Origin of the sequence: Alloalcanivorax marinus, assembly GCF_016785095.1 — a bacterium.
GTDB lineage: Bacteria > Pseudomonadota > Gammaproteobacteria > Pseudomonadales > Alcanivoracaceae > Alloalcanivorax > Alloalcanivorax marinus_A.
Genome location: NZ_JAEKJB010000001.1, coordinates 365,460 through 383,615 on the forward strand (window position 1 = coordinate 365,460; position 18,156 = coordinate 383,615).

At 64.3% G+C, this 18,156-nt stretch carries 19 protein-coding genes; 8 read left to right on the forward strand and 11 right to left on the reverse strand.

Annotation, left to right across the window (positions count from 1 at the left end):
• Positions 1 to 8 precede the first annotated feature (8 nt).
• From JF515_RS01640 to JF515_RS01655, 4 genes are all read right to left on the reverse strand, one after another.
• On the reverse strand, positions 9 to 1,067 hold the full coding sequence (locus JF515_RS01640) for a branched-chain amino acid ABC transporter permease (RefSeq protein ID WP_203100298.1): 1,059 nt from the start codon (positions 1,065 to 1,067) through the stop codon (positions 9 to 11).
• A 33-nt stretch (positions 1,068 to 1,100) separates the two neighbouring features.
• Positions 1,101 to 1,826 carry an ABC transporter ATP-binding protein gene (locus tag JF515_RS01645; protein WP_203100300.1) on the reverse strand — a complete coding sequence of 242 codons (726 nt, stop codon included), beginning with the start codon at positions 1,824 to 1,826 and terminating at the stop codon, positions 1,101 to 1,103.
• A gap of 1 nt (position 1,827) precedes the next feature.
• On the reverse strand, positions 1,828 to 2,616 hold the full coding sequence (locus JF515_RS01650; RefSeq protein ID WP_203100302.1) for an ABC transporter ATP-binding protein: 789 nt from the start codon (positions 2,614 to 2,616) through the stop codon (positions 1,828 to 1,830).
• Between the two features lie 127 nt (positions 2,617 to 2,743).
• Positions 2,744 to 3,967 (reverse strand): substrate-binding domain-containing protein, encoded by a 1,224-nt coding sequence (locus JF515_RS01655; protein ID WP_203100304.1) that lies wholly within the window; start codon positions 3,965 to 3,967, stop codon positions 2,744 to 2,746.
• Between the two features lie 323 nt (positions 3,968 to 4,290).
• Between JF515_RS01655 and JF515_RS01660 the strand changes: the two genes are divergently transcribed.
• From JF515_RS01660 to JF515_RS01690, 7 genes are read left to right on the forward strand one after another with little or no spacing between them, the layout of a single operon-like run.
• The gene (locus JF515_RS01660) at positions 4,291 to 4,944 is read left to right on the forward strand and encodes a TetR/AcrR family transcriptional regulator (RefSeq protein WP_203100306.1); all 654 of its coding nucleotides are present in this window, start codon (positions 4,291 to 4,293) and stop codon (positions 4,942 to 4,944) included.
• Positions 4,941 to 5,711, forward strand: coding sequence for an enoyl-CoA hydratase/isomerase family protein (locus tag JF515_RS01665; protein WP_203100308.1), 771 nt, complete (start codon positions 4,941 to 4,943; stop codon positions 5,709 to 5,711). The genes JF515_RS01660 and JF515_RS01665 overlap by 4 nt, the downstream gene beginning before the upstream one ends.
• A gap of 42 nt (positions 5,712 to 5,753) precedes the next feature.
• The gene (locus JF515_RS01670; RefSeq protein ID WP_203100310.1) at positions 5,754 to 8,228 is read left to right on the forward strand and encodes an NHL repeat-containing protein; all 2,475 of its coding nucleotides are present in this window, start codon (positions 5,754 to 5,756) and stop codon (positions 8,226 to 8,228) included.
• A 47-nt stretch (positions 8,229 to 8,275) separates the two neighbouring features.
• The gene (locus JF515_RS01675; RefSeq protein ID WP_203100312.1) at positions 8,276 to 9,799 is read left to right on the forward strand and encodes an acyl-CoA synthetase; all 1,524 of its coding nucleotides are present in this window, start codon (positions 8,276 to 8,278) and stop codon (positions 9,797 to 9,799) included.
• Positions 9,783 to 10,208, forward strand: coding sequence for a MaoC family dehydratase (locus JF515_RS01680; protein ID WP_203100314.1), 426 nt, complete (start codon positions 9,783 to 9,785; stop codon positions 10,206 to 10,208). The genes JF515_RS01675 and JF515_RS01680 overlap by 17 nt, the downstream gene beginning before the upstream one ends.
• Positions 10,205 to 10,588: a hypothetical protein gene (locus tag JF515_RS01685; protein WP_203100315.1), complete on the forward strand. Its 384-nt coding sequence runs from the start codon at positions 10,205 to 10,207 to the stop codon at positions 10,586 to 10,588. The genes JF515_RS01680 and JF515_RS01685 overlap by 4 nt, the downstream gene beginning before the upstream one ends.
• On the forward strand, positions 10,582 to 11,541 hold the full coding sequence (locus JF515_RS01690) for an alpha/beta hydrolase (RefSeq protein WP_203100317.1): 960 nt from the start codon (positions 10,582 to 10,584) through the stop codon (positions 11,539 to 11,541). Before JF515_RS01685 ends, JF515_RS01690 begins: the two co-directional genes overlap by 7 nt.
• A gap of 314 nt (positions 11,542 to 11,855) precedes the next feature.
• Here the strand turns inward: JF515_RS01690 and JF515_RS01695 are convergent, their stop codons facing one another.
• The gene (locus tag JF515_RS01695; protein ID WP_203100319.1) at positions 11,856 to 12,653 is read right to left on the reverse strand and encodes a hypothetical protein; all 798 of its coding nucleotides are present in this window, start codon (positions 12,651 to 12,653) and stop codon (positions 11,856 to 11,858) included.
• A 31-nt stretch (positions 12,654 to 12,684) separates the two neighbouring features.
• On the opposite strand from JF515_RS01695, the gene JF515_RS19555 reads away from it, so the two are divergent.
• The gene (locus JF515_RS19555) at positions 12,685 to 12,807 is read left to right on the forward strand and encodes a hypothetical protein (RefSeq protein ID WP_274380618.1); all 123 of its coding nucleotides are present in this window, start codon (positions 12,685 to 12,687) and stop codon (positions 12,805 to 12,807) included.
• A gap of 83 nt (positions 12,808 to 12,890) precedes the next feature.
• Here JF515_RS19555 and JF515_RS01700 read toward each other — a convergent pair whose 3' ends face one another.
• The 6 genes from JF515_RS01700 to JF515_RS01725 are packed head-to-tail and all read right to left on the reverse strand — an operon-like array spanning position 12,891 to position 18,020.
• Positions 12,891 to 13,790, reverse strand: a complete 900-nt coding sequence (locus JF515_RS01700; RefSeq protein WP_203100321.1) for an IclR family transcriptional regulator — start codon at positions 13,788 to 13,790, stop codon at positions 12,891 to 12,893.
• A gap of 30 nt (positions 13,791 to 13,820) precedes the next feature.
• Positions 13,821 to 14,999, reverse strand: a complete 1,179-nt coding sequence (locus JF515_RS01705; RefSeq protein ID WP_203100323.1) for an MFS transporter — start codon at positions 14,997 to 14,999, stop codon at positions 13,821 to 13,823.
• Between the two features lie 49 nt (positions 15,000 to 15,048).
• Complete coding sequence (locus tag JF515_RS01710; RefSeq protein WP_203100325.1) at positions 15,049 to 15,843, reverse strand: ABC transporter ATP-binding protein; 795 nt, start codon at positions 15,841 to 15,843, stop codon at positions 15,049 to 15,051.
• A complete protein-coding gene (locus tag JF515_RS01715) occupies positions 15,840 to 16,622 on the reverse strand; it encodes an ABC transporter permease (RefSeq protein WP_203100327.1) in 783 nt (260 codons plus the stop codon). Before JF515_RS01715 ends, JF515_RS01710 begins: the two co-directional genes overlap by 4 nt.
• The gene (locus JF515_RS01720; RefSeq protein ID WP_203100329.1) at positions 16,619 to 17,023 is read right to left on the reverse strand and encodes a RidA family protein; all 405 of its coding nucleotides are present in this window, start codon (positions 17,021 to 17,023) and stop codon (positions 16,619 to 16,621) included. Before JF515_RS01720 ends, JF515_RS01715 begins: the two co-directional genes overlap by 4 nt.
• Complete coding sequence (locus JF515_RS01725) at positions 17,016 to 18,020, reverse strand: ABC transporter substrate-binding protein (protein WP_203100331.1); 1,005 nt, start codon at positions 18,018 to 18,020, stop codon at positions 17,016 to 17,018. Before JF515_RS01725 ends, JF515_RS01720 begins: the two co-directional genes overlap by 8 nt.
• Between the last annotated feature and the right edge of the window lie 136 nt (positions 18,021 to 18,156).

Here is an 18,156-nt window from a genome sequence, read left to right on the forward strand (position 1 = left end):
CTGGCCCCTCACACCTTGATGACCGGAATCAGGCCCTGGGGGCGCCACATCAGCACGCCCACCATCAGGCCCACGGTGGCCACCGCCGCCAGGCGCGGTTCCAGGTAGCCCACGTAGAGGTTGATCAGCCCCACCAGCACGGCGCCATAGAAACAGCCCTTGATGGAGCCGAGACCGCCGAGAATGATCACCACGATCACCGAGATCATCAGTTCATCGCCCATGTGCGCGGTGATGATCTCCCGGTACATGGCCCACATGGCGCCACCCAGCCCGGCCAGCGCCGAGCCGGCCACGAACACCCCCAGGAACAGCAGGCGGATGCGGTAACCGTGCACCTCCACCATCTCCCGGTCCTCCACGCCGGCGCGAATCAGCACGCCGGTGCGGGTGCGCTCGATCACCCAGGTCATCAGGCCGTACACCGCCAGCCCCAGGATCACCGCCACCAAACGGTATTTTTCCAGCGCCACGCCGCCGATCACCGGCAGCGACTCCGGAATCAAAAAAGCACCGGTGAGCGTTTCCGGGCGCGGCACCGGAATCTCGTTGGGCCCCCACACCACCTGGATCAGCTCCATGAGAATGATGGAGCCGCCCACGGTAACCAGGATCTGCTTGAGGTGGTCGCCGTACACCGGCTTGATCACCAGCCGTTCGAACAGCAGGCCGATCAGGCCGGCCACCACCAGGGCGAAGCCCAGCGCCGGCAGAACCGCCGCCAGGTTGGCCCACACCGAGGCCTCGCCGGCCTGGCCGTTGAGCCAGTGCACCAGCACCGTGGCGCCGGCGAAGGCGCCCAGGGAAATAAAGGCACCGTGGGCCAGGTTGAGCACGTTCATCAGGCCGAAAGTGAGCGTCATGCCCGAGGCCATCAAAAACACCATGGCGCCCATGGCCAGGCCGCTGATGGTGAGCACCACCCAGGTGCGCGGGTCCATCATGAAAAACGCCACCAGCATCATCAGCACCAGCAGGAACAGATGGGGCCGCTCCTCCCGGAAAGCGCGGAACCGGCCCAGGGCACCCTGGGGCCGTGGTTCAATAAGTTCGTCGTGGGCCGACATGGCTGTGTTCTCCTTATTCATAGCGGCGCGCCCTCATTGATGCGCGCCGAGGCCGAGGCCCAGCAGGTCGTGCTGCAGTTCCTCGTTGTCGGCGAGCTCGGCCATCTGGCCGGAATACACCACCGCGCCGTCGTTCATCACCGCCACGGACTGGCCCAGCCGCCGGGAAAAATTAAAGTTCTGCTCCACCAGCAGAATGCTCACCCGCTGCTCCTTGAGCTGCTCGAAGGCGCCCGCCAGGTCGTTGATGATGGCCGGCGCCAAACCCTTGGTGGGCTCGTCCACCAGCAGCAGTTCGCGGGGCTCGATCACCGCCCGGGCGATGGCCAGCATCTGCTTCTGGCCGCCGGACAAATTGCCCGCCGGCCGGTTCCAGAACTTCTTCAACGGCGGGAACAGATCGAAGATCCAGTTCAGGCGTTGCTCGTCCATGGGGCCGCTCACCGCCGCCAGAATCATGTTCTCGCGCACCGTGAGCAGGCTGAAAATGCCCATGCTCTCGGGCACGAACGCGATGCCCTTGCGGGCGATACGGGGCGTCGGCTGGCCGGTGATGTCGTCACCGCGAAAACGCACACTGCCGCCGGTCACCGTGGTCAGGCCCATGATGGTGCGCAGGGTGGTGCTCTTGCCGGCGCCGTTACGGCCCAGCAGCACGGTCAGTTCACCGGCGGGTACTTCCAGGTCGACGCCGTGCAGAATGTGGTACTGGTCGATATTGGCGGACACCCCGGAAAGGGACAGAATCGATTCGCTCATCTCAGATCTCCTCCACCTCGGCGCCCAGGTAGGCTTCCTGAACGATCGGCGAGGCGATCACCTCGGCGGGCTCGCCGTCGGCCACCAGTTCGCCGTTGTGCAGCACCACGATGCGGTCGGACAGCGAGCGCACCACGTCCATCTTGTGTTCCACCAGCAGAATCACCTTGTTCTGCTTGTTCTTGATGTCGGCGATCAGATCCAGGATCACCGGCACCTCGTCCACGCTCATGCCCGCGGTGGGCTCGTCGAACATGAACACTTCCGGCTCCAGCGCCAGCATCAGCGCCACTTCCAGCTTGCGCTGATCGCCATGGGGCAGATTGGCCACCAGGTCGTCGGCGCGCTTGCCCAGGTTGACCTGCTCCAGGAAGGCGGCGGCGCGGTCGCTGATGTCGCGGCGCCGGCTGGCCATCTGCCAGAACACATGGCCGATGTGGTAGCGCGCGGCCACCGCCAGGCGCACGTTTTCCAGGGCGGTCAGGTCGGGAAACAGGTTGGTCAGCTGAAAAGCGCGGCCCAGCCCCTTGCCGGCGCGGGCGGCGGCGCCCAGCCGCGTGATGTCCTCGTCGAACAGGCGCACGCTGCCGGCGGTGGCGGCGAGCTGCCCGGAAATCAGGTTGAACCAGGTGGTCTTACCGGCCCCGTTGGGCCCCACGATGGAGGTCAGCGTGCCGGCGTGGAAGGCGCAGGACACCTGGTTCACCGCCACGTGACCGCCAAAGTTGATGGTCAGATCGCGGGTCTCCAGCACCGGACGGGAATCGGCTTCGGGTTGCAAGGAGGCCATGGATGGTCCCTTCGTGTTATCGGAATAGTGCGGAGCCTGTGTAGGAGCGGCTTTAGCCGCGATGGCGAGTCGCCTCGAACCATCGCGACTGAAGCGGAACGCCGCCCGCTCGCTCCTACAGCGGGGTTTAGCGCTTGTTGCGGATCGGGATGTTCATCTGATCGATGGCGATCTTGCGCACCAGTTCCGGCACGCCGGCGGTCACGGTGCGGTCGGCGAACCAGTCGTCACGCTCTTCGGCCTTGATGCGGAAGTGATACATCTCCTGCAGCGCCTGGTGGTCCTCGTCGCGGATGATCATCTTGCCCTTGGGCGTTTCGAACACCAGCCCTTCCAGGGCGCGAATCAGATCCTCGCTGTCGGTGGAACCCTTGGTCTTGCGGATCGCCGCGGTGATCGCCATGGCCTGGGAGAAGCCCTGGGCGGTGAAGAAGTCCGGGGCCGCGTCGAAGCGCTTGAAGTGCTCCTTCACGAACCAGTCGTTGATCTCGTTCTTGGGCGACTCGAAGTAGTAGAAGCCGGCGCCTTCCATGCCCGGGAATTCGGAGTAGCTCACCAGCGCCGGCAGAATGTTGCCGCCGGTGGCCAGCTTGATGCCGAAACGCTCGGGCTGCAGGTCCTGGATACGGCTTAGCGGATTGGCGCTGCCCGCCCAGATGGCGAAGATGTACTTGCCCTGCTCGCAGTCGTCACGGTCCTTCAGGGAATTGAACAGCCGCTGGGCGGCGGCGGTGAAGTCAGTGGCGTCGGTGGGCAGATACTCCTCGTGCACCACTTTACCGCCCTGGCCTTCCATCGCTTCCTTGTAGGCGGCCACGCCGTCACGGCCGAAGGCGTAATCCTGAGCGATGGTGGACACGCACACGCCCGGCTCGCCCAGCGCCACCGCGTTGGACACCGCGTCCTGGGAGGAGTTACGACCGACCCGGAACACATAGCGGTTCCAGTCAGCACCGGTGATCGCGTCGGCCACGCCCTCGGGCATGATGATGCGCTCGTACATCTCGGCGATCGGCAGGGTCGCCAGCGCCACCCCGGAGGACACCGGGCCCACCACGATCTGGGCGTCGTCCTCGGCGTAGGCTTCTTCCACCAGGGAACGGGCCCGGGCCGGATCAAGCTGGGTGTCCTTGTCGATGATTTCGATCTTGCGGCCTTCGATTTCCATGCTGCCGTCGGTGGCGTATTCGAAGCCCATCTTCATACCCACGCTCAACTGCTCCGCATAGGCGGACAGCGGGCCGGTAAAGCCGGTGACATGGGCAATGCGAATGGGATCGTCGGCCTGGGCCATGGGCGCGGCGGCGAGCGCGGTGAGGGTGAAAGCCGTCGCGGTAATGAGACGCTTCATAGGATCTCTCCCTTGTTGTTTTGCCGGCCCGTGGCCGGAGTTGTTGTTGTGTTGTTTATTCGGAGTTCGCCAACAATATGACAACTGATTCACCTTTCCGCAAGGGGTTGGCGAAAAAAATTCCACGACCGTGGAATATTTCCGAAAGGCACCGGAAGAATAAGCGCAAAGCCTTTTATAACAGGGGTTTCAGAGCATAATGGCGAGACTTCAAGCACCCTTACCAAGCGCCAATGAAGGTACGGCTGGTTGACAGAACCGGACCCCGAACCTAATTTAGTTGAATACCGATTCAACTTTCAAAGAACAACAACGGCCCCTCCATGAACACTGCTGTCAACGCCAAACAGAACGCCACCGCCGCCAACCCGGGCCCCGGCGCCCCCAAGACCGCCCGTGGCGCACGCACCCGGGCGCGCATCCTGAAAGCGGCGGAGGATACCTTCGGCACCCTCGGCTACCACCGCGCCGGCATCAGCGATATCACCCGCGCCGCCGGCGTCGCCCAGGGCACCTTCTATACCTACTTCGCCGGCAAGGAGGAAATCCTCCGTGAGCTGGTGCGCGACATGGGCCACCAGGTGCGCGCTCATCTCGCCGCCGAGATCGTCGATGCCCGCGACCGGCTGGAAGCCGAGGAAAAAGGCCTGCGCGCCTTTCTCCAGTATCTGTTCGAGAACCCGGCCCTGTATCGGGTGCTGCAGGAAGCCCAGTTCGTCGACGAAAGCATCTACCGCGATTACTACGAGGCCTTCGGCAAGGGCTATCTGCGCATGCTCGCCAACGCCACCCGCAAGGGCGAAATCCGCGCCGGCAACAACGAGGTGCGAGTGTGGGCCTTGATGGGAATGTCCAACTTCCTGGGCCTGCGCTACGCACTCTGGGAGCGGGACGTGCCGTTTGACGAAATCGTCGACACCATCGCCGACCTGTTCCGCAACGGCCTGACCCTGGACGGCAAGGAGAAATCCTCATGAGCGCCGCCCCCCTCCACGCCGCCACCTTGCACGTCGAGGACCGCATCGCCCGGCTCACCCTGAACCGCCCGGAACGCCACAACGCCCTGGTGCCGGAGCTGCTGGACGCGATCCGCGAGCAGCTCGCCCGGGTGCGCGACAGCGACGCCGCGGTGCTGATCCTGGATGCCAACGGCCGCTCCTTCTCCAGCGGCGGCGACGTGGCCGGCTTCTTCGACACACCCCGCGCCGAGCGCCGCGCCTACGCGGAGCGGGTAGTGGGCACGCTCAACGCCACCCTGCTGGATCTGCTCGACCTGCCGGCGCCCACCGTGGCGGCGGTGCATGGTCTGGTCTCCGGCGGTTCCCTGGGCCTGGTGCTGGCCAGCGACATCGCGGTGGCCGGTGACCGGGCCAGCTTCGCGCCCTGGTACACGGTGGTGGGCTTCAGCCCGGACGGCGGCTGGACCACCCTGATGCCCGAGCGCATCGGCCGCGCCCGGGCGCTGGATATTCAGTTGACCAACCGCCGCCTGGACGCCGACGAGGCCTATCGCCTGGGGCTGGTCCAGTACCGCGCCGGCGCCGACGACACTGGCGCGCGGGCCCGGGAAGTGGCGGAAAAAATCCGCGCCGCCCGGCCCCACAGCGTGGGCCGCACCCTGGCCCTGACCCGCCCGGACCGGGCCACCGTGGCCGCCGGCCTGGAGGCCGAATACCAGCATTTTCTGGAGCAAATCGAGAGCGACGAGGCGGACCTCGGCATGGCCGCCTTCCTGAAACGATAGACGCCTGATCGCGAAGAACAACAATCACAACGGGAGAGCATCATGAAAACAAAAAACCTGGCCGGCGCGCTGCTACTCGGCGCCCTGCCCTTCACCGTCCTGCCCCTCACCGCCGGCGCCTTCGACACCTTCGCCGACGAGGACCGCTCCGCGGAACTCAGCGGCGAGCCGGTGCAGCAACGCTACCAGTTCAACACCCCCACCACGGTCACCTACGACCGCGATTCGCTGAGTGGCGGCGCCAGCGGCGCCCGCGTCTACGTGGCCGACATGGGCAACCACGAAATCAAGGTGCTGAACCTGAACGGCGCCCTGGTCGGCCGCCTGGACGACGCCGACACCACCCTGGCCGCCGACAGCCCGGCCGCCTCGGTACCGGACATCCGCGCACCGCTGGGCATTGCCTTCCTGTCGAAAAGCGAAGCGGACGACGACCGCCTGGCCGGCCTCTACGTCAACGACGTGGGCCGTCAGCAGATTCACTTCTTCCGCACCGTGGCCGGTGACGCCGACGACTTCGAATACGTCACGTCCATCGGCCAGCCCGGCCACGGCGGCGGCGAGGATCTCTACCTGCCGCGCAACATGACCATCACGCCGCAGGGCTTTATCTACGTTTCCGACGAGTTCAACCACCGGGTCAAGGCGTTCGGCATCGACCCGGACAACGGTTACCAGGTGAGCCTGATTCAGACCCTGGGTCACCAGGAAGGCGGAGACTACGTGGGCGCCGGTCCGATCATCCGTGGCGTGGACAAGGACTACGGCAGCGACTCCACCCACTACGATGACTACGCCGGTGAGCCCGCCAAGCGCGACGGCTACCGCATCCCCCAGGGGATGACCTACTATCAGTCCCCGGACAACGGCGCCACCTACCTGTACGTGGCGGATAACGGAAACAACCGCATCAAGATCTTCCGCGTCGACACCGGCAACGGCCAGCTCACCCTGGATGACATGCTCGGTCGCTTCCGCGACGACGACGGCGACGTGGACCACCTCAAGCGCCCGCGCGGCGTACGCACCGACCTGGACGGCAACCTTTACGTGGCCGACACCTACAACGGCCGCATCCTGCGCTTCGACAACCTGGCCGCCACCACCGACAGCAACCCGATCCGCTACCGCGCCAGCCAAAGCAGTGACGCCGAAGCAGCCTGGGTGTATGGCCGCCTCGGCATCCATCAGGTGGAAATGCGCGCCCCCACCAGCGCCGGCACCGAGGACGAAGCCTTCCAGTTACCCAACGATCTGGTGCCGGTGATCCGCGCCGACGGCAGCTTTTACCGGGAGAACATCTATTCCTGGGGCTACTACTACAGCAACGCCCGGGTGCACCTGGTCAGCGATTCCGGCAATAACCGCATCAAGAAATGCTGGACCAATTCCAGCGGCACCAGCCTGCTGCGCTGCTCCGTGTCCGCCGGCGTCGGCACCGTGGCCAACAATGAATTCTGGGGCCACCCACGCACCCTGGCCGGCCAGCTGCATTCTTCCAGCGGCATGGCCTGGCTGGCCGGCAAGAACCGCCTGCTGGTGAGCGACACGCCGAATACCCGCATCAATATGTACGACAGCGGCGGCACCTACCAGGGCCGGTTCCCGGGCACCAACATCAGCTACGGCGTGACCGGCATCGCCACCTTCGAAGACCCCAACATCGGTGAAGGCGTGGCCGTATTGGTGGGCGCCGACGCCACCCTGCCCTGGCCCTACACCGGCGACGCCAGCCTGCGCATCTACGACGCTGACGGCAACCTGGAGGAACTGTTCAACCTGAGCTACCGCACCGGCGGCCTGCCGGTACCGGAAATCGGGCTTTCCACCAGCAACACCAACTATCCGGTGGCGGTATCCGTGCACGGCGAAGGTGGCGACGAGCACGCCGTCTACATCACCAGCTTCGACAACTACGTGTGGCGCTTCGACTACGACAGCGGCAGCGGCACCCTGAGCGGCAACTGGTACGCCGGCGGCGCGGATGCCTCCAAGGGCAACGACCTGGGCGAGAACTGGAGCCTGGGCCCGGACTTCTTCGAACAGGGCGCCGCCGGCACCTTCGACCAGATCGGCGACGTGCTGGCCCTGGATGACCGGGTCTACGTCACCGACCGCCGCAACCAGCGCCTGCAGGCCCTGGACCCGGCCACCGGCGCCCGCCTCGGCCAGGTAGGCCTGGGCGGCGGCACCTATGACCACCCCGACGGCCTCGACCCGGACCGCCTGTTCCTGCCCGCCGGCCTCGCCTACGACGCCAGCCACGACGCCCTGATCGTGGCCGACGGCTTCAACATGGTGGCGCGGGTCTGGAACAACCCGGACGACTATGCCCCGAACGCCAGCGGCGTGATCGACCCGGCCTACCAGGGCCACTGGCTGGACCGCGACCTGGGCACCCGCCCCGGCGGCCTGTTCGACACCGAGCAGGTGGCGGTGGGCGGCGGCAACGTGTTCGTGTTTTCGTTGATCAGCAACCGGATTACCCGGTTCGGCTGGTCGGAGTTGAATCCCTGAAGGCCCAATCGCAACACCCCGAACAACGCACAACCGGAGAATAAAAAATGGAAATGTTCGACCTGCTCGCCCACCGGGCCCGGGTAACGCCGGACCGGCCGGCGCTGGAGGACCTGGACAGCGGCGAACGCTACGACTACGCCGGCCTTAACCAACGGGCCGCGCGGCTGGCCGCCGCCGCCCGCGGGCACTGGGGGCTCCAGGAAGGCGACCGGCTCGCCTTCCTGGGCCATAGCCGCGCCGAGTTCTTCGCCATGCTGTTCGGCTGCGCCAAGGCCGGCCTGATCCTGGTGCCGCTCAACTGGCGCCTGGCGGTGCCCGAGCTCACCGTGCTGATGGACGACTGCGAGCCCGGCGCGCTGATCTTCGGCGCCGAATTCGCCGATGCCGCCACCACCCTGGCGGAGCGCCAGCCCGGGCTGACCCTGGTGGCCCTGGACGGCGCCGCCGCCGGCCAGCGCGACTACCAGGCCGACCTGGCCGACACCGAGCCGGAGCTGGCCCCGCACCCGGACAAGGACCCGGACACCCCCTGGTATCTGCTCTACACCTCCGGCACCACCGGCAAGCCCAAGGGCGTGATCCAGACCTTCCGCATGATGCTGGCCAATTATCTGAACATCGGCCTGGCGGTGGAACTGACCGGCGGCGACGTGTTGCTCAATGTGTTGCCGCTGTTCCACACCGCCGGCATCAACCTGTATTCCTCGGCGGTGTTCCTGGCCGGCGGCAGCGTGCTGGTGCCACGCGGCTTCGAGCCGGATCAGGCCTTGCGGGTGCTGGAGGAACGGGCCACGGTGTTCTTTGGCGTGCCGGCGGTGTACCAGGCGCTCATCGACCACCCGGCCTTCGACGGCCGGCGGCTGGAGCGGGTGCGCTCCTGGGGTTGCGGCGGCGCGCCGCTGTCCCTGCCGGTGGCGCAACGCTACGTGGACCAGGGCATCCGCGTGCGCACCGGCATGGGCATGACCGAAACCGGCCCCACCGTGTTCCTGCTCGACGAGCAAAGCGTGATCGACAAGATCGGCTCGGTGGGCCGCCCGCAACTGCTCACCGAGGTGCGCATTGTCGACCGTGACGGCCACGACGTGCCCGAGGGCGAGGCCGGCGAGCTGCTGATCCGCGGCCCCAACATCACGCCGGGCTACTGGAACCGGCCCGACGCCACCGCCGAGGCGATCCGCGCCGACGGCTGGCTGCACAGCGGCGACGTGGCGCGACGGGACCAGGACGGTTATTACTATATCGTCGACCGCTGGAAGGACATGTACATTTCCGGCGGCGAAAACGTCTACCCCGCCGAGGTGGAGAAGGTGCTCGAGCAGCACCCGGCGATCGCCGAGGTGGCGGTGGTGGGCATGCCCGATGAACGCTGGGGCGAAGTGGGCAAGGCCTACTACGGCCTGCAACCGGACCAGGACGACCCCGGCGAGGACGCTCTGCGCGACTACTGCCGCGAGCGGCTGGCGGGCTACAAGGTGCCGAAGGCATTCCAGCGCGTCCAGGCCCTGCCGCGCAATGCCCTGGGCAAGGTCACCAAACAGGAGTTACGCGATGACGCACGACGCTAAGCAACAGGAAAACGACCGCTGCATTGCCTGCATCGAGCGGGACCTGGTCCTCGAGCAGTCCGACTTCGACCGCTTCGCCACGCTCAGCGGCGACCACAACCCGATCCACGTGGACCCGGACTACGCCGCCGCCACCCGCTTCGGCGCCACCGTGCCCCACGGCATGCTGCTGTTCACCGCGGTGCGCGGCCTGATCGCCGACCAGTACCCCAACGCCGGGATGGAAACCCAGGCGCTGATGTTCCCGGCGCCGGCTTTCGCCGGCGACCCGATGGTGATCCGTCTGAGCATCCCGGCACCGGCCCGCGACGGTTACCTGGAGCTGCGCACCCAGGTGATCCGTTCCGACGAGCAGCTCTGCCTGGACGGCCACTGCCGTCTCAAGCTCAACCTGGAGGAGGATGAATGAGCGACCAAGAGTTACCCCGTTTCGACCAGTTGCGGGCCGGCGACCAGGCCCGGGTGACGCGCCGCTTCGAGGCCTCCGATCTCCAGGAGTGGTGCCGGCTGGCGGGGTACCAGGGCGACTGGCCGAAGGTGCCGGAACCGCTGATCGCCGCCCTGTTTTCCTACCTGCTGGGCGAGGAACTGCCCGGCCACGGCACCAACTACCTGAAGCAGAACATGCGTTTTCACGCCGCCGGCCGCCCCGGCGAAGCCCTTACCGCCACGGTGACGGTATCGCGCCTGCGCCGCGACAAGGCACTGGTCTACCTGGATACCCGCTGCACCGGCGAAGGCGACCGGCTGATCTGCGACGGCGACGCCCTGGTGCTGTTTCAATGCTGAAAGCCGATCGTCCCCATCCCGGTCTGAGCGACTGGCTGGCGGGCCTCAACCGCCTGGTGGCCGAGCAGGCCGCTCGCGGCGTGACGGCCACCCCGGCCACGGTGCGCGACAGCATGGCCACGATGACCCGCAACCTGGTCACCCGGTCGCCGGCGCTGCCCTGGGTCGGTGACGCCAGCGTGGCGGTGGACGGCGAACCGGTACCGGTGCGCCTGTACGACCCGGCGCCGGAGAATCACAAACCGGTGTGCCTGTTTTTCCACGGTGGCGGCCATATGGCCGGCAGCGTGGCGGTGTACGATCCGATCTGCCGCAAGCTGGCCGAGGCCAGCGGCCAGCTGGTGGTATCGGTGGATTACCGGCTGGCGCCGGAGCATCCCTACCCCCGGGGGTTACGGGATTGTCTCGGCGTGGCCCGCCATCTTTGGGCCCTGCTCGACGCCGAAGGCCGCCGGGTGGAGCGGCGCCTGAGCCTGGTGGGCGACTCCGGCGGCGGCACCCTGGCGGCCACCGTCAGCGCCCTGGCCCAGGACGACCCGGCGCTGATGGTCGATAAACAGGTGCTGATCTACCCGAGCCTGGACTACGACCTGGCCTACCCCTCCGTGGAGGAAAACGGCCACGGCTATCTGCTGGAAACGCCCCGCATCCGCTGGTACTTCGATCACTACTTCCAGGACGGCGACGCGCCGGACCGGCAACGGCGCCATGACGCCTCGCCGCTGCACATGACGGTCAGCCCGCGGCTGCCCGCCACCCTGGTAATCACCGCCGGCTTCTGCCCGTTGCGCGACGAGGCCCTGGCCTACGTGGAACGCCTCGACGCCGTCGGCGTGCCGGTGCGGCATGTGCCCTTCCCGGACATGATCCATGCCTATCTCAATCTGGAGGATCTGGTGCCGGACGCTTGCCTGGAGACCTATCGGGTCGTGGGGGATTTCCTGGCCGGGTGATTCGGCGTGGGGAGGTGTCGTCGGAGGTGGGTTCTCCAGCGGGGGCGCGTCCCGGCGTGGCCCCCTTTCCGGGAACGCCGCGAGTACGTCCCTGTAGGCTCCCTGTCAAACGTCCTGTTTGACAGGGTCCCGGAAAGGGGGCCACGCCGGGACGCTCCGTTGGGGCTTCGGCGCTCGGGCCCAGGAATCGGGGTTCGGTGAGATACCCCGGCGCCATCTGGAGACGTAGGAGCGACTTTAGTCGCGATCAACGGCGGTGCCAATGGCATCGCGACTAAAGTCGCTCCTACGCGTGTTAGAGGCGCGGGGCGGCGTCAGCCGCTCTGGCCGTCGTCGTCGGCGGCGGGGCGGCGGAGCAGTTCGTCGATGCCGTAGCAGGGTCCCGCCATCAGGTTCTGCGCCAGCATGAAACGGTCCCGGGGCGTGTCGGCGGTCATCTCCGCCACGCTCAGGGACTCCAGCATCCAGGTATCCCAGACGTTGACGAAGCGGGCGCGAATGTCCACGTCGCCGCGCAGCATGTCCGCCTGCAGAGCGGTGACCGTGAGCGCGTCGTCGCCGCGCTGCACCTGATACCCCTGGTTCGGGTAACCCACTTCCAGGCAGGCCAGGAAATTCTTCATGGATCGTTCGGAGGGCTGGCCCAGGGAAAAGGCCAGGGGCTGGTCGGGGATGTCGTCGAGAATCTGCAGAATATGGGCGTCGGCCAGACGCTCGCTCAGGTGCTCGCGGTTCTCTTCCTCGGCACTGGCGCGCTGGCGCTCCTCGGCATCGCGGCGAGCGGCTTCCATGGCCTCCCGTACCCGCCGTTCCTTTTCGCGTTGTTCGGCCAGCGCTTTCTGGTGGGCCTGCTCCGCTTCGTAGGCCTGCCGCACCAGCCGCTCCATCTCTTCGTTGAAGCGGCGCGCTTCGACAATCCGTTGCCGGCAAGCGGGCAGCCACAGGTCGTTAAGAGTGCGTTGCGAGACATAGCGTTCGCTGTCGTGGGCCTGGCGCAGGCTTTCACAGCTGCCCTCAAGAGCGCCCAGGTCACGGATGGCGGCGTAGTCCAGACCGTCCACGGTGGCCGGTGCCGGGGAGCGGCCGATCAGGCCGGCGGTGGTTTCCATCATGGAAGCGCACCCTGATAGCAACAGACAAACCATGACCGATAAGACCGGCATGGAAGGTAAGCGTGGTTTCATGAACAGCAACTTGACGACGGCAAAAACCATGGCGCCAGGCCTCGATCCAGACGGCGGGCCCAACGTCCCCGGGCTCATCTGATCGCGAGCGCCCCATTTAGTTCCAGGGCTGAAAATATTAGCATACCAATTGCTTCTTTTCCGCAGGTCGCCGCCTTTACTCCATCATGACAGCCTGGAAATCGCCTTCGCTACCGAGCGCACTTTGGACTGCAGTTCCCGCATGCGGACCATTTCATCGGAATCACGGGGTATCAGACACCCGATGGAGCCGACCACCGAACCGGAGCGGTCTCGCAACGCCACCGCCAAGCCGCTCACCTCGCCGCGGTATTCGCCATCCTCCACCGCGAAACCATGCCTTCGGATCTGTCTCAGGGCCTCGACCAGCTCCGCCAACGTGTCGATCGTCCTGCCCGTAAAGGGCGTAAGCCCATGATCCGCAACGACTCGGGCAACCTGGGATTCCGGCAACCAGGCAAGAATCGCTTTTCCCAGCGCCGTGGCATGAGCGGCCATGGCGACACCTTCCCGGTAACCATCCAGCACGATCCCGCCGGCGGCGGGTTGCTCGAGCAGCAACGTCAGCGTGGTCCCGTTGAGCACCGACATCACGGCACTGGCACCGGAATCCCGGGCCAATTCGGCCAGCCGGGCCGCCGCTGCTTCACGCATGTCCGTACTCGCGCCTTGACGATGGCCCAATTCAATGACTTTCGGGCCCAGATAGTAGCTACGCGGACGAGCATTACGGCGCACGTAGCCGCGTCTTACCAGTGAGTTCAACAAATGGTGACAGGTCGGCGACTTCAAACCCACCGCCCGGGCGATATCATGGAGTTTCCGAGGTTCCTTGGCGTCAGCCACGTACTCCAGAATATCCAATGCCCGTTCCACCGATTGTATGGTGACGGCAGGCTTGACCGACTCCTTACCTTCCTCGGAGGTCTCGCCATGGCGGGGCAGCGCCGCCCGCTCATCGAGTACGATCTCCGTCTTGGCCGGAGTAATATCAACCGGCTCGATTCGGGATTCCTTATTGGTACGGGATTGACGGTCTGTCATGGCTCGGCGCTCTCCATCCGCTGACCGATACTAGGACGCCGTGGCGGTTCCGGCAACGTAGCGGCGCATATTCACTACCAGTGCCAGCATGCAGAAACCCAGCCCGCACAGGCAGACACCCAGCCAACCACCGTGCCACCAGGCAAAGCCGCCCACCAGAGTTCCCAAGGCCCCTCCCAGGAAACGAATGAACATATAAAGGGTATTCAACCGGCTGGCCGCTGCCCGGTCCAGGGACAGAATCGTCGCCATACTGGTGACATGGCTCATTTGCATACCAAGATCCAACAGCAACACCGCCGGGACCATCCACCACAGCGAATCCTCGGCGAGCAAGAAGACGGGAAAAGCGACCAACATAAGGAGCCCGCTGACCATCAGGGTAAAACGCACCGATGAACGGCGGCTCAGACGCGCGACCAAACCGGCGCCAAGCACCCCCACCGCGCCGATCAAAGCGAATGAACCCGCCACACTGGCAGGATAATGCCCTGGCATGGCGGCGAGATGAAATGCCAGTGTGGTCCAGAAAAGACTAAAGGCGGCGAATTGCATGGCCCCGGCGAACGCCAGGCCCCGCAACACGGAGTGAGCCAGGAACAAGCGGCCCAGCGAGCCCATAAGGCTCAGATAGCCACCATGGAAGGTGGTCTGAAACGGAGGCAGTACCCGCCGCAGCAAGACCACCAGAACAAGCATGACCACCGCCGCGCCGCCATATAGAGCACGCCAGCCAAACATATTTCCCAACCAGCCCCCGACAAAACGTGACAGGACTATGCCCAGCAACAAGCCAGCCATGATACGGCCCACGGCTTCCGGGGCCGCCGCCGGCGGCACCAATTGCTGCGCCGCCGGCGGCAGAATCTGCGGCACGATGCTGGTCAGACCAATCAGAAAACCAAACGCCAACACAAACTGATAACTTGGAGACAACGCGAACAGAAAAAGCATCGCGCTCGCCAACAACAGCATTACCGTGATCAAGCGGCGCCGGTCCATGCGATCGGCCAGCGGCAGCAACAGCAGCAAGCCCAACGCATAGCCGATCTGCGTGAGACTGGAAATCCAGGATGCCGCCACTCCGGACACGCCCAGGTCACGGGCCATGTCATTAAGCAGCGGCTGATTGTAATAATTGTTGGCCACCACCACACCCGCGGCCACGGCCATTACCCGGATAGCACCCGAAGCCGGTTTCGTCGACATGTTTCTCAAGGGTTATTCCATGCAGAAAAGAATGACGATCCGCGGCGGGCTAAAGCACGCCCGCCGTTTGAAATACGTGGCGGATGTCATCCACGATGTCCTGAAAACGCGGATCGCGGCGAATCTCAGGACGGCGGGGTTGCGGAAAGTCGATCTCGTATCGGGTCAATACCTTACCGGGACGTGGACTCATCACGATGACTTGATCCGCCATGGTGACCGCCTCTTCAATGTCATGGGTAATGAACATCACGGTCTTGGCATCCTCGGCCCAGATACGATTGAGATCCCGCTGCATTTTCTCACGGGTAAGTGCATCCAGAGCGCCGAACGGCTCATCCATCAGCAGCACCGAGGGCTCCGCCACCAGTGCTCTGCAGATCGAAGCGCGTTGCCGCATACCACCGGAAAGCTCGCCGGGGTAATGGTCAAGAAAGCCACCCAATCCCACGTTTTCCAGCAGTTTTCGGCCACGCTCGCGAGCCTTCCCGATATCCTGTTTTTTGACCTTGGCAGGCAACAGAACATTGTCCAAAACGGTGACCCAGGGCAGCAGCACATCGCTTTGGAAGACAATACCCACATCATGGAAAGCGCCCTGCAACGTTTTACCGTCCAACCGGACCTCACCCCGGGTCGGCGTATCCAGACCGGACACCAACGACATCAACGTGCTTTTGCCACAACCACTGGGGCCAAGAATCGAGCAGAAAGTACCGGCGGGAATGTCCAACGTCACGTCATCCAGGGCGGTAATGGTCTCGCCGCGCCGAGTGAAATCCATACCCACTCCCCGGATCGCCACGGAGGCACCGCGCTTTTTTGTTTCCATGTCCTGACTCATTGATGTATTTCCTTTTCCGCAATCGCACGTAATGGCGCCGGCAACACCAGGTGTTCCACCAGCACCACCAGGTAATAAATCACCGCGCCCAGCAGCGACAACATCACCAGACAAGCAAACAACAAGGGAATCTGAAGATTGTTGTTGGCGATCAGCTGCAGGTACCCCAGGCCGCTGGTGGCGGCGATGAACTCACCGACGATGGCCCCCACCACGGCGAACGCTGAGGAGATCTTGATGCCCGCGAAGATATAGGGCGACGCCATCGGGATGCGGACCCGCCAGAAAATTTCCAGCGACGAGCTGCCCAGTGATCGCATCATGCGCACCATATCGCCGGGGGTACGTTGCAGACCGGCGACGGTGTTCACCACCACCGGAAAGAAGGCAATCGAGAAGGCGATCAATACCTTGGGCATCAGACCGAACCCGAACCAGACCACGAAGATCGGAGCCAGCGCCACCTTGGGCACCGATTGACTGGCTACCAACAAGGGGTAAATCACCCGCTCCAATGCGGCGGACCCGGCGATCAGGATGGCCAATGGCAGACCAACCACGATGCCCAACCCGAAGCCCAGCATCGACTCCACGAAGGTCACCCCGGTGTGCCGAAGCAACGACAGCCAGTTGTCGGCGATCGATACCGCGATCCGTCCTGGGGAAGGCAGAACGTACTCGGGAATAGCGAACCCCTGGACACAGAGCTGCCAGAGCACCAGCAGCCCCATGAAGGCAATCAGTGGTGGCAGGATTTTATACAGCGCGCCCCTGTTCATAGATCGGGCTCCTTTTTGCGAATGGCGACAAACTCGATTTCGATGCTGTCGTTCTGGTTGAGTGATGACACTTCAAGAATGGTGCGGGTCGGCAAATGTTCGCCGAATGCCTTCTCATAGAAGGCATTCACCGCCGGCCGCAAACCGTTCATATCCGTTACATAGACGCGGGTGGACACCACCGAGGAAAGATCACTGCCGTGGGCCTCGAGCGTGAGGGACAGATGCTCGAGAATCCGTTCCAGACGCTGATCGGTGGTCCCCGCCGGCAGGCCGGTCTCCGGATCAATGCCTCGCAGCCCGGAAATAAAGATCATGCCGTTCCATTCGACCGCGCGTGCCCAGGGCCCCGTGGCCGGGGGCACGCCTTCGATCCGGAAGGTTCTCGCGATATCACTCATTGCCACTGATGAACTCGTTGGTGTAGTAAGCGGACGGCGCTTTCTCGCGGTCGATCACGCCCGCCCCCTTGAGGATTGCCAGCGTCGACCGCCAGCCTTCATCGCTGCCAACGAACAGCGCTTTCGGTTCACCCTTGGCAAGAAACTCGATGGTGGTTTGGACCTGGCCCCGGGTGGGAGCCGGCAGCAACTCGGAGGAGTGGCTATCAATGGCCAGCTGTGCGGCCTCATCGGCGTTATCGATCATGAACTGAAAGCCCCGGGCCGCCCCGGCCAGGAACTTGCGTACCGCGTCGGGGTTCGTCTCGATCATCTTCTCGCTGGTCACCAGCGTGTAGCCAATGATGCCGAAACCGAAATCGCCCACCGTCAGGCTGTCCATCTCGCCGGAGCCGCGCTCTCGCAATACCGGCAGTTCGTTGGTCAAGAAGATATCCGCCAGCACATCGACCTGCCCGCTGAGCAGCAGCCCGAATCGTGCTCCCGGGCTGACGCTGACAACGTCGACCTTGCTCACATCGATATCATTGGCCTTGGCGAACGCTTGCCAGACGTTGTTGAAGGTGGACGATGCGGCGATCTCCACTTTCTTGCCTTCCAGATCCTTGGGCGTATCCAGGGTCACACCGGGGCGGGCCACCATGCCCATGGGGTCGACCTTGTACACCGTTGCCACCGCTTTTACCGGCATGCCGCTGTTGACCGCCTGGATCAGCTGGACCGAAGGCACATAGGCGAAATCATCCTCCCCGGTGGCCACGGACTGCAGCGCCAGGGTGGCGCCGCTGCCTTCCTTGACCGCCACACCCAGACCCTGCTCGCTGAAGAACCCTTTCTTGTCCGCCACCACGAAGGGCGTGAACTCCCCCTTCATTTTCCAGTTCAAGCGCAACGAGTAGCTGTCATCCGCCATCACCGGGCCCGCCCAGGCAATGCATACCGCCATGACCGCGCCCACCAAACCCGGGAGTACCCCTTTGCGTGCATCGTCGTTCATCCTTATCACCCTAAATTCAGATTTAATAATATGAAATAGACTCTCCTTGATAGCTGCAAATCTGGTGCCAAAACGTCCAAAACGTTTAATAAAGGCTAGAAAACACACCGATAAGGTGCATTTATTTCATACTATT